This is a genomic window from Tahibacter aquaticus (assembly GCF_004363655.1).
GTDB lineage: Bacteria > Pseudomonadota > Gammaproteobacteria > Xanthomonadales > Rhodanobacteraceae > Tahibacter > Tahibacter aquaticus.
This window is the reverse complement of record NZ_SNZH01000005.1, coordinates 329,990-340,704: the sequence shown is the minus strand read 5'-3', so window position 1 is coordinate 340,704 and position 10,715 is coordinate 329,990. Positions and strand designations below refer to the sequence as shown.

Genomic DNA, 10,715 nt, shown 5'->3' with positions numbered 1-10,715 from the left:
CTCGGCATAAGGCGAACGGGCTTCAAGGCCGGGCCGGCGCGCAGGTACTGGCGCGCACGATCAGGCGGACGGGAACGACGGTATGCGCCGGCGCCGCGGCCAGGCTTTCCTGCAGTTGCGTTGCGGCGTTTTCGCTGCCGGCATTGCCGCCGATGCGTGCCAATACCAGTTGCGCTGCCTGGCGGCCGCGCGCGCGCGGATCGGCGGCGAGCGTGGTGAGTGGCGGCACACTGAGTGCGGCTTCGGGAATGTCGTCGAAGCCGGTCACGGCGAAATCCGCGCCGGGTACGCGGCCGCGGGCCTGCAAGCCGAGCATCAGGCCCAGCGCGACCGCGTCGTTGTAGCAGACCGCTGCGGTCGGCGCGCGCTCGCGAGCGAACAGCGCGCCGGCCTGGGCGGCGGCTTCCAGCCGGGTCGGTGCAGTTTCCACCAGCCATTGCGGCTCGATCTCGATACCGGCGCCCTGCAGCGCCTGGGCATAGCCTTCGCGGCGCTGGCGGCAGGAGCTGGAACCTGCATGGCCGCCGAAGAAGGCGATGCGGCGATGTCCCCATTGCAGCAAATGCTGCGTCGCCTGGTGTGCGCCGTCGGCATTGTCCAGGCTCAGCTGGTCCCAGCCGCTGTCGCGCAGTTCGCGGTTGAACACCAGTACTGGTGCGCGCATGCCTATGGCCTGGCGTACGCGCAAGGTATCGCTGCCTTCGGCCGGCGACAGGATCACCCCGGCCGGGTCGTGTTCCATCAGCGACAGCAGCACGGCCTGCTGGCGCTCGGCCGATTCGCCGGTGCTGCCGAGCAGGGTGACGTAGCCGGCGCCGGCCAGCGCTTCGTCGACACCGGCGGCGAATTCGGCAAAGAACGGATTGGACAGATCGTTGACGACCAGGGCGACGCTGCTGGAGCGGCGCGTGCGCAGGCTGGCCGCGGCGCGGTTGTAGACGTAGCCGACGCGCTTGAATTCGGCCTCGACCCGGGAGCGGGTCTGCGCGTTCACCAGCGGGCTTTGCCGCAGCACCAGCGAGACAGTGGCACGGGAAACGCCACAGCTGGCGGCAATATCGCTGAGCGTGACCTGGCGGCGGCGGGAACCTGGCATGAATTTAGATCGATCTAAGTTGTGGCCAGTGTGCCTGCGCCCACCGTCCGGCACATTCTGCAGTGCAGCAAGCCAGGTCGGTATCGATCATGCTAGGTTTCGATTTAGACCGATCCAAATTCACGGGAATACCCATGTCGCTGCTTGCCCGCACCGCCCTAGGCCTGCTCTGTACGGCGGCCTGCGTGCTGCCCACCGCCCAGGCCGACGATGCCGGCGAGCTGGCGTATGCGGCGGTCGATCCGTTTATCGGCACCGGTGGCGAAGGCCATACCTTTCCCGGCGCCGTGGTGCCGTTCGGCATGGTGCAGCTGAGCCCGGACACGCAGATCCGCGAGCGCAAGCAGGCCTATGGCTGGGCCGCCGGCTATCGCTACGACGACGACAGCATCGTTGGTTTTTCGCATACGCATTTTTCCGGTACCGGCCATTCCGACCTGGGCGATGTGCTGGTGATGCCCATCGCCGGCGCGGTCAGGCTCGAACCTGGCGACAGCAGCCAGCCCGGCAGCGGCTATCGCTCGCGCTTCTCGCATGCCGACGAACAGGCCAGGCCCGGCTATTACGCGGTAGGCCTGAGCGACTACGGCATCCGTGCCGAACTCACCGCGGGCGAGCGCATCGGCGTGCACCGCTATCGCTTTTCCAAGGACAAGCCGGCGCACCTGCTGATCGATATGCGCACCAGCATGTACGACTACCCGGGCAAGGTGCTGTGGTCGCGCCTGCGCCTGCACCCCGACGGCACCTTGACCGGCATGCGCGAAACCCGCGGCTGGGCGCCGGGCCGGCAGCTGTACTTCGCACTGCGCGTATCGGTGCCTGTCGTGGGCCAGCAATTGCACAACACGGAAAAAGATATTTATTACAAAGGCTTTGCGCCACCGGCAGCGGACAAGCCAGAGCAGCGCGTGAACATCGAAGGCCGCGCCCTGGTCGGCGTGCTGGACCTGCCGGCCGGCACCGAACAGGCCATCGTCAAGGTGGCCTTGTCGCCGGTCAGCGAGGAAGGCGCCGTCGCCAATCTCGAAGCGGAAATGCCCGGCTGGGATTTCGACACCGTCGCGGCCAAGGCCAAGGACGCCTGGAGCCGCGCGCTGGGGGTCTTCCGCGTCGAGGCCGATGCGGCGCAGCGCAAGGCATTCTTTACCGCGGTCTACCACACCTTGCAGGCACCCAGCCTGTTCATGGACAGCGACGGCCGCTACCGCGGGCCGGACAACGCCGTACACCAGGCCAAGGGCTGGCGCAACTTGTCCACGTTTTCACTCTGGGATACCTACCGCGCGCAGCATCCGCTGCTGACCCTGATCCGGCCCGAGCAATACACCAACGATGTCGTGCAGTCGCTGCTGGCGGCGCGGCGCCACAGCGCCCACGGCATACTGCCGGTATGGGCGTTCCACGGCCTGGAAACCTGGTGCATGATCGGCTATCACGCCGTGCCGGTGATCGCCGATGCATACATGAAAGGCATCCGCGGCTATCCCGCCGACGAAGCCCTGCAGGCCATGGTCGCCAGCGCCGACTACGGCCCTTACGGCGGTATCGCCCAGTACAAACAGCTTGGCTATGTGCCCATCGACCAGGTCGGTGAAGCCGCCTCCAAGACGCTGGAATACGCCTTCGACGACTGGACCATCGCCCGCGTCGCCGCAGCGATGGGGCGCAAGGACGTTGCAAAGACCTTCGAGCAGCGTGCCGGCAACTGGCGCCATGCCTTCGACAAGAAGACCGGCTTCATGCGCGCGCGCAACAGCGACGGCAGCTTCCGCGAACCGTTCGATCCCAGCGCCAGCGGTTACGGTACCGACTACACCGAAGGCAATGCCTGGCAATATTCCTGGTATGTGCCGCAGGACGTGGCTGGCCTGATCCGGTCGCACGGCGGCGACAGCAACTTCGTGCAGCGTATCGACCAGGTCTTCGAAGCCAAGGTCGATCCGAAACTGTTTGCCCATATGGAAGACATCACCGGTCTCATCGGCTGGTATGCCCACGGCAACGAGCCCAGCCACCATGTCGCCTACCTGTATGTCTACGCCGGCCAGCCCTGGCGCAGCCAGGAGCGCCTGGGCCAGATCATGCGCAGCCAGTACGCGCCCACGCCGCAAGGACTGGTCGGCAACGACGACCTGGGCCAGATGTCGGCCTGGTACGTGTTCACTGCGCTGGGTTTCTACCCGGTCGCACCCGCCAGCAACGAATACGTGATCGGCCGGCCGTTCCTGCGCCGTGCCGCGCTGGACCTGCCCAATGGCAAGACCTTCACCGTCATCGCCGAAGGGCTGGACGATGGCCATGGCTATATCGGCAGCGTCACGCTTGACGGCAAGCCGCTGCAGACCAGCGTGATCGCGCATGCGCAGATCCTGGCCGGCGGCGAACTGCGTTTCGTCATGCAGGCCACACCGAACCGCGAATGGGGCAGGGCGCGGGCGAGCCGGCCGTTTTCCATGAGCCCATAACGAATTTCCGGCCATGCCGCGTCAGCGGTGCGGCCGGACAGCTGCAGCAGGAGCGATGACAACAACAAGAATCGGATAGCGGTCCTTGGTGCCGCGGACGGAACATGGCCTCCCCCCCCCCCCGTTGAACCCTCCCCATGTCTTTCCGTATCCGCGGCCTTTCTCCTGCTCCTTTCCTGCCGCTCTATGGCCTGAGCGAAAATGCGCTGGCCGCACAAGGTGCGCGCCGCTACATCGTGGACAAATCGCCGGGCTTTCCCGATCGCATCGAACTGCGCGATGGCGAACCCGGCGAAGCCGTGCTGCTGCTGAATTTTCGCCACCAGCCCGCCGCGACGCCCTACCAGGCCAGTCATGCGATCTTCGTGCGCGAAGGTGCGCTGCAGGCAGCCGAATTCGAAAACGCAGTGCCCGAGGTGCTGCGCCGCCGTGTGATTTCCCTGCGCGCGTTCGGTGCCGACCACTACATGGTCGATGCCGACCTTGCCAGCGGCGACGAGATTGCCGATCTGATACAGCGCTACCTGTCCGACCCGGCCGTCAGCTACCTGCAGGCGCATTACGCACGGCGCGGCTGTTACGCGGCGCGCGTCGAGCGTACCTGAGCTGCTCATCGCGCCCTACGTCAGGCTGCCCAGGGCGCTTTCTCGAATTTGCCGACCAGATAGTCGATCAATACCTGTACGCGAGCCGGGCGCAGACGGCCGGGCGGGGTGACGACATGCAGGGCGATCGGCGGTGGCGTCCAGTCGGGCATGACGATTTCCAGCTTGCCCTGGCGCAGTTCGCGCCAGATCAGGAATTCCGGCTGCAGGGCCAGGCCCAGGCCGGCGACCAGGGCCGGGTTCAGCGCCTCGGCGTTGTTCACGCGCAGGCTGGCCGGCACGCTGATGGAAAAGTCGCTGTGGCGGCGATGGCTGAAGCGCCAGGCGTTGCCAAAACGCGAATAGGTATAGAAAAGTGCATTGTGCTGGGCCAGGTCGCGCGGATGCAGCGGACGGCCCAGCCGCTGCAGATACTCGGGCGAGCCGACCAGCAGGATGCGCACGCCGCAGAGCCGTCGCGCCAGCAGGCTGGAATCGGCCAGCGCGGAGATGCGCAGGGCAAAATCGTAGCCTTCGCCGACCAGGTCGGTAACGCCGTCGTCGAAGGCGATCTCCAGCGCGATCTCCGGATAGCGCGTCATGAATGCCGGCAGCAGCGGCGACAGGTGCTCGATGCCGAAGGACATCGGTACGGCGATGCGTACCAGGCCGCGCGGCGCCGCGGCCTGGTTGGTGATTTCCGCTTCCACTGCCTCGCCCTCGGCCAGGATGCGGCTGGCGCGCTCCAGCGCGCCGCGGCCGCTGTCGGTCAGCGACATGCGGCGCGACGTGCGATGGAACAGCACGGTCTTCAGGCGCTGCTCCAGCCGCGTGATCGCCTTGGACACCGTGGCCTGGGACAGGCCCAGTACTTCGGCGGCGCGGGCAAAGGAACCGCTTTCGGCGACCTTGGCGAAGATCGCCCAGGCTTCCAGGTCGGGCAAGGTCTGCATGACGTTTTTGGAATTAATCCGTTTCGATTCGTTCCATTCTAATCGCAATTGGCGGCGCGTAATCTACGCCCATCGCAACCCACCAGGAGTACGGCCATGATCGAACTGCGTCCATTCAACAGCCTCGGCGCCGCCAACCACGGCTGGCTTGACGCCCACCATCACTTTTCCTTTGCCGGCTATCACGACCCGGCGCGCATGGGCTGGGGCGCGCTGCGCGTCTGGAACGATGACGCCATTGCCGCCGGCACCGGCTTTCCGACGCATCCGCACGCGGACATGGAAATCATCACCTATGTGCGCGACGGCGCCATCACCCATCAGGACAGCCTGGGCAACCTCGGCCGCACCGAGACCGGCGACGTGCAGGTGATGAGCGCGGGCAGCGGCATCCGCCATTCGGAATACAACCGCGAGAACGACACCACGCGCATTTTCCAGATCTGGATCATTCCGGATGCCCGCGGCGGCGCACCGACCTGGGGCAGCAAGCCTTTCCCCCAGGCCGACCGCAGCGGACGCTTCACCGTACTGGCCAGCGGCATCGAGGGCGATGCCGACGCGCTGCCGATCCGCAGCAATTCGCGTGTGCTGGGCCTGAACCTCAAGGCCGGCGATGCCGCCGAGTACCGCTTCGGCGAAAAGCGCTACGGCTATCTGGTGCCGGCGCGCGGTGCGGTCGAAGTCGATGGCGTGCGGGTGAACGAGCGCGACGGCCTGGCGATCCGCGACCAGGCAAGCCTGAAGATCGTCGCGCTGGAAGACGCGGAAGTGGTGCTGGTCGATACCATCGCCTGAAACACCGCGATCGGGACAAGGCCACGGCTGCGCAAGCGCCGTGGCCTTGTGCTGTGCGAATTCAGAACACGACGACCTGGCGGACCGCCTCGCTGCGGGCAAGGCGATAGAAGCCGGCGTTGATCTGGTCCAGGCATCAGGCGATGCGTCAGCAGCCGGTCTACCGGCAGCAGGCCTGTTTTATACAAAGCGACAAAGGTCGGAATATGCTGCGCCGGCACGGCCGAGCCCATGTAGCTGCCCTTGAGCGTGCGTTCTTTCGCCGCGGCCGGGCGAATCCAGTTGCAGCATTTCCAGCTGCAGCGGTTGCGATTGCGCGTAAGGCCCAGGCAGTCCGCTCTGGCGCAGCACGGCGGCGCACGTTCATGCGCCGGGCTCGCGCTGCAGCCGGGCAAGTACTTCGCGCAACTGCGCCGGCAACGGCACCGCCTTGCGCGTGTGGCGGTCGACGAAGACATGGACGAACCAGCCTTCCGCTGCCGGCGCCTCCTGCCGGTTGCGGAACAGGCCGATGCCGTAGCGCACGCTGGAATTGCCCAGGTGTTCCACGCGCAGCCCGGCGGCGATGGTTTCCGGAAAGGCGATCTCGCCGAGGAATTTGCAGTGCGATTCGGCACAGACGCCGATGGCCTCGCCGCGGTGGATATCCAGGCCACCGGCCTGGATCAGATAGGTGTTGATGACCGTATCGAAATAACTGTAATACTCGACATTGTTGACATGGCCGTAGACGTCGTTGTCTTTCCAGCGCGTGGGAATATCCAGCCAGTGCGCGTAGCCTTGCCGCGCACTCATGCGGGCCCCCCGGCCTGGCGCGTGTTTTCCTGCTCCTGCAGCCGGCGCCATTCCACCTTGCCGGTGGCGCCCTTGGGCAGGGCGTCGACGAATTCCACCGCGTGCGGCACCTTGTAGGCGGCCATGCGCTCGCGCGCCCAGGCAATGAGTTCGTCCGCTTCCAGCGCCTGGCCCGCACGCCGCACCACCAGCACCTTGACGCTTTCGCCGCGGTGCGGGTCATTGCAGGCGATCACGCAGGCTTCCAGCAGGGCCGGATGCGCGTACAGGTAGGCCTCGACTTCCGCCGGCCAGACCTTGTAGCCCGAGGCATTGATCATGCGTTTGAGCCGGTCGACCATGAAGAAATAGCCTTCCTCGTCCACATAGGCCAGGTCGCCGGTGCGGAAGAAGCGGCGGCCGTCGATCTCGACGAAGGCCGCGGCATTGGCCGCGTCGTTGTTGTGATAGCCCAGGCAGACCTGCGGGCCATGGGCGATCACTTCGCCGACTTCGCCGGCCGGCAGCGGCTGCAGGGTCTGCGGATCGACGATCAGCACCGTGGTATCGAAGATCGGCAGGCCCAGGCATTGCGGCCTGGGCCGGTGGCGCGGATTGATATGCGTCGGTGCCATGGTTTCCGACAGGCCGTAACCTTCCACATAGGGAATTCCCCACAAGCCTTCGATCTTCTGCGCGATCGCCTTGGGCATGGCTGCGCCGCCGCCGGTCAGGCAGCTGAGCGAAGCGAGGTCGTAGCTGCTCAGATCCTGGTTGAGGAAATCGAACAGCATGGTCGGAATGGCGGTCCAGGTGGTGATACGGTGGCGGTCGATCAGGCGCGCTGCGCACTGCTTGTCCCAGCGCGTCATCACGGCGACGGTACTGCCCAGCCAGATCGGCGAATTCACGCCGTTCTGCATGCCGGTGACATGGAACATGGGCAAGGCCGCCAGCACGACGCTGTCCTTGGGCGTTGAACACCATTCCGGCCCGGCCAGCGCCGTGTGCATGACGCTGCGGTGCGTGTGCACGCAGCCCTTGGGCGCACCGGTAGTGCCCGAGGTATACGGCAGCAGGGCCAGGTCGTCGGGGCCGGCGCAATGCGCCGCCGGTACCTGCCGTGAGGCCAGCGCTGCGCGCCAGGGCACGGCGCCCGCGATGTGCACTGCGGGCGCGCTGACCACGTCGGGCAAGGGCAGGTCGCTGTGTTCGGGCAGATAGTCGGAATAGGCCGCAACGATGCCGTGGCTCAGTTCATGACCCAGCAGCGGCGCTATCGACGCCTGCAGTTCCTGGCCGAAGATGGCGCAGCGGCTGCCGCTGTCGCGCACGATATGCCGCACTTCCTCCAGCAGGTTCATGCTGTTGACCGGTACAGCCATGGCGTCGGCGCGGAAGACCGCGTACAGCGCGATGACGAATTGCGGACTGTTCTGCAGCAGCAGGACCACCTTGTCGCCCCGGCCTATGCCGCATTCGTGCTGCAGGTAGCCGGCCAGCTGTTCCACTTCCGCATGCAGTTGCGCGTAGCTGATGCTCGCGCCGTAGTAGAGCAGGGCCGCGCGGTCCGGATAGCGCAGCGCCGCAACGGCGAGGTTGTGGTACAGCGACGTCTGCGGCAGTTCCAGTTGGCGCGGTACGCCGGGCGGCCAGTGTTGCAGGTTCATGCGTCGAGTCTCCCGCTGATTGCTGCTGCGCAAACCCGCTTGCGCCGCCGAAGCGGGAAAGGCGGGCAAAGTGGTTTTATCCAGAACGAGTCAGAAGCGCCCTTCGGTCAGCTCGAACACGCGGTTACGCAAGTTGACCAGGCGCGGCCCGAAATCCTGCATCAGCTTTTCCCGCGTCATCGTCGAGACACGGCCGCTGCAATTGAAGGCCAGCACGCGGGCGCGGTCGGCCGACACCATGGGCACGCCCACGGCGAAGATTTCCGGGTTCCAGTCGCCCAGGGAAAAACAGAAGCCGTAGTTCTCGTAGTCCTGCCGCGCGCGCTGGATGCCGCTGCGGATGCGCGGCCAGTCACCCGGCGCACATTCCCGCTCCAGCTCCTGCATGCGCGCATCGAAGACGGCCTGCGGCCGCGCTGCCAGGTCGGCGCGGCCGAGTGCGGTAGTGCCATGCGGCACGCGCGAACCCACTTCCAGCTTGAGCTGGAACATCGCATCGCCCTGGCAGATTTCCAGCAGCACCATGCGCAGCCCGTCGGCGGCGCCGAGCATGACCGCGGCCTGGGTATGGTCGGCCAGCTCGCGCATCAGCGGTCGCGCAATGCTGACAACGTCGTTGTTTTTCATGAACGCATGGCTCAGCGACAGCACGGCCGTGCCCAGGCAGTATTTCTCGCGTTCGGCGGAATAGTTCAGATAGCCCAGCGCGGACAAGGTGAACGTGAAGCGCGATACCGTCGGCTTGGGCAGGCCGCTGCGGCGCGCGATGTCCTGGTTGCCCAGGTATTGCTCGCCATGTTCGAAGCAGCGCAGCACCGAGAATGCGCGCGCCACGGCGCTGACGAACTGCGGGTGGTCTGCGTCGACGCCGCGGCTGAAGGTATCGATTTCGCGCCTGGGATTGCCCATCTCAATGCGCAGCCTCTAGCCGCGCCGCATATTTCGCCAGTTCCAGTTTGGCAATAGTGGCGCGATGCACTTCGTCCGGACCGTCCGCCAGGCGCAGCGAACGCGCGCCGGCATAGGCCGCGGCGAGCGGAAAATCGCCGCTGACGCCGGCGCCGCCATGGGCTTGTATGGCCCAGTCGATCACCTGCACGGCGACGTTCGGCGCAACGACCTTGATCATGGCGATTTCCGCGCGTGCGGCCTTGTTGCCGAACTTGTCCATCGCATCGGCCGCCTTCAGCGTGAGCAGGCGCGCCTGCTCGATCTGGCAGCGTGCCTCGGCAATGCGTTCGTGCCAGATGGAGAACTCGGCGATCGGCCGGCCGAAGGCCACGCGCGTGCTGATGCGCCTGCACAGCAGTTCCAGCGCGACTTCGGCCAGGCCGATGCTGCGCATGCAATGGTGGATGCGGCCCGGGCCGAGGCGGCCCTGGGCAATTTCGAAGCCGCGGCCTTCGCCCAGCAGCATGTTCTGCACCGGTACGCGCACGTCCTTCAGTTCGATGTCCATATGCCCGTGCGGCGCGTCGTCGTAGCCGAATACGGTGACCGGGCGCAGCACGCGTATGCCCGGCGTAGCGGCCGGCACGATCAGCATCGACTGCTGCCGGTGCGAGGGCGCGTCCGGATCGGTCTTGCCCATCACGATGTAGACCGCACAGCGCGGATCGCCGGCACCGGAGGAAAACCATTTGCGGCCGTTGACGACGTAATGGTCGCCGTCGCGGCGGATCGAACACTGGATATTCGTTGCGTCCGACGAGGCAACGTCGGGCTCGGTCATCAGGAAGGCCGAGCGGATCTCGCCGGCCAGCAGCGGCTGCAGCCAGCGCTCCTGCTGCTGCGGCGTACCGTAGCGTTCCAGCACTTCCATGTTGCCGGTGTCCGGTGCCGAGCAGTTGAACACCTCCGACGCCCACAGCACCCGGCCCATGATTTCGCACAAGGGCGCATATTCCAGATTGGAAAGCCCTTGCGGTGCGTGCGCTGACCGGGGCAGGAACAGGTTCCACCAGCCGCGCTCGCGTGCTTCGCGCTTGAGCGATTCGACCAGTGTGCTGGGTTGCCAAGGATTGCCCGCGGCACGCGCGGCCTGCGCCTCCTGCGCATGCGCGCGCTCGTTGGGATAAATAAACTGTTGAAAAAATTCACCAAGCTCGCGGCGCAGCGTGTCGACTCGGGGGGAGTAACTGAAATCCATGCGGTTTCTCTCGGCGAAGCCACGGTCGCGGGGTCGAGCACAGTTTCGCAATACGAAACTGGAGACTCGGAATAGGAAAATCCTAGGCGGCCGGGCAGTGCATGGCAAGATCGGCAAGGACACCGCTTATTGCTGCAATGCCGCATTCATGGCGAGGAAAGCGACGGCTTGATCTGCCCGTACGGGCAGCGCTAGAGTCGAAAATTCAGGTGAAACCTAGTTT

At 65.7% G+C, this 10,715-nt stretch carries 9 protein-coding genes; 3 read left to right on the top strand and 6 right to left on the bottom strand.

Going from position 1 to position 10,715, the window contains the following annotated elements; genetic code table 11:
• Nucleotides 1-22: 22 nt before the first annotated feature.
• Entirely contained in the window at nt 23-1,096 is a 1,074-nt protein-coding gene (locus DFR29_RS10600; protein ID WP_133818558.1) for a LacI family DNA-binding transcriptional regulator, read from the bottom strand.
• 134 nt (nt 1,097-1,230) lie between these two features.
• On the opposite strand from DFR29_RS10600, the gene DFR29_RS10595 reads away from it, so the two are divergent.
• On the top strand, nt 1,231-3,564 hold the full coding sequence (locus tag DFR29_RS10595) for a GH92 family glycosyl hydrolase (RefSeq protein ID WP_133818557.1): 2,334 nt from the start codon (nt 1,231-1,233) through the stop codon (nt 3,562-3,564).
• A gap of 137 nt (nt 3,565-3,701) precedes the next feature.
• The gene (locus tag DFR29_RS10590; RefSeq protein WP_133818556.1) at nt 3,702-4,169 is read left to right on the top strand and encodes a DUF1203 domain-containing protein; all 468 of its coding nucleotides are present in this window, start codon (nt 3,702-3,704) and stop codon (nt 4,167-4,169) included.
• A gap of 20 nt (nt 4,170-4,189) precedes the next feature.
• On the opposite strand, the gene DFR29_RS10585 is transcribed toward DFR29_RS10590, so the two are convergent.
• Nucleotides 4,190-5,101, bottom strand: coding sequence for a LysR family transcriptional regulator (locus tag DFR29_RS10585; protein ID WP_133818555.1), 912 nt, complete (start codon nt 5,099-5,101; stop codon nt 4,190-4,192).
• A 96-nt stretch (nt 5,102-5,197) separates the two neighbouring features.
• On the opposite strand from DFR29_RS10585, the gene DFR29_RS10580 reads away from it, so the two are divergent.
• The gene (locus tag DFR29_RS10580; RefSeq protein WP_133818554.1) at nt 5,198-5,899 is read left to right on the top strand and encodes a pirin family protein; all 702 of its coding nucleotides are present in this window, start codon (nt 5,198-5,200) and stop codon (nt 5,897-5,899) included.
• Nucleotides 5,900-6,262: 363 nt separating this feature from the next.
• Here the strand turns inward: DFR29_RS10580 and DFR29_RS10575 are convergent, their stop codons facing one another.
• The 4 genes from DFR29_RS10575 to DFR29_RS10560 form a co-directional block, all read right to left on the bottom strand.
• Entirely contained in the window at nt 6,263-6,694 is a 432-nt protein-coding gene (locus DFR29_RS10575) for an acyl-CoA thioesterase (protein WP_133818553.1), read from the bottom strand.
• The gene (locus DFR29_RS10570; RefSeq protein WP_133818552.1) at nt 6,691-8,343 is read right to left on the bottom strand and encodes a long-chain-fatty-acid--CoA ligase; all 1,653 of its coding nucleotides are present in this window, start codon (nt 8,341-8,343) and stop codon (nt 6,691-6,693) included. The genes DFR29_RS10575 and DFR29_RS10570 overlap by 4 nt, the downstream gene beginning before the upstream one ends.
• A gap of 90 nt (nt 8,344-8,433) precedes the next feature.
• Nucleotides 8,434-9,252, bottom strand: coding sequence for an IclR family transcriptional regulator (locus tag DFR29_RS10565; protein WP_133818551.1), 819 nt, complete (start codon nt 9,250-9,252; stop codon nt 8,434-8,436).
• 1 nt (nt 9,253) lies between these two features.
• Nucleotides 9,254-10,492 (bottom strand): acyl-CoA dehydrogenase family protein, encoded by a 1,239-nt coding sequence (locus DFR29_RS10560; RefSeq protein WP_133818550.1) that lies wholly within the window; start codon nt 10,490-10,492, stop codon nt 9,254-9,256.
• Nucleotides 10,493-10,715 lie beyond the last annotated feature (223 nt).

Bases quoted from the DNA above. Each gene is read 5' to 3' on its own strand.
- DFR29_RS10600 (WP_133818558.1), bottom strand. From the start codon at position 1,096: ATGCCAGGTTCCCGCCGCCGCCAGGTCACGCTCAGCGATATTGCCGCC.
- DFR29_RS10595 (WP_133818557.1), top strand. From the start codon at position 1,231: ATGTCGCTGCTTGCCCGCACCGCCCTAGGCCTGCTCTGTACGGCGGCC.
- DFR29_RS10590 (WP_133818556.1), top strand. From the start codon at position 3,702: ATGTCTTTCCGTATCCGCGGCCTTTCTCCTGCTCCTTTCCTGCCGCTC.
- DFR29_RS10585 (WP_133818555.1), bottom strand. From the start codon at position 5,101: ATGCAGACCTTGCCCGACCTGGAAGCCTGGGCGATCTTCGCCAAGGTC.
- DFR29_RS10580 (WP_133818554.1), top strand. From the start codon at position 5,198: ATGATCGAACTGCGTCCATTCAACAGCCTCGGCGCCGCCAACCACGGC.
- DFR29_RS10575 (WP_133818553.1), bottom strand. From the start codon at position 6,694: ATGAGTGCGCGGCAAGGCTACGCGCACTGGCTGGATATTCCCACGCGC.
- DFR29_RS10570 (WP_133818552.1), bottom strand. From the start codon at position 8,343: ATGAACCTGCAACACTGGCCGCCCGGCGTACCGCGCCAACTGGAACTG.
- DFR29_RS10565 (WP_133818551.1), bottom strand. From the start codon at position 9,252: ATGGGCAATCCCAGGCGCGAAATCGATACCTTCAGCCGCGGCGTCGAC.
- DFR29_RS10560 (WP_133818550.1), bottom strand. From the start codon at position 10,492: ATGGATTTCAGTTACTCCCCCCGAGTCGACACGCTGCGCCGCGAGCTT.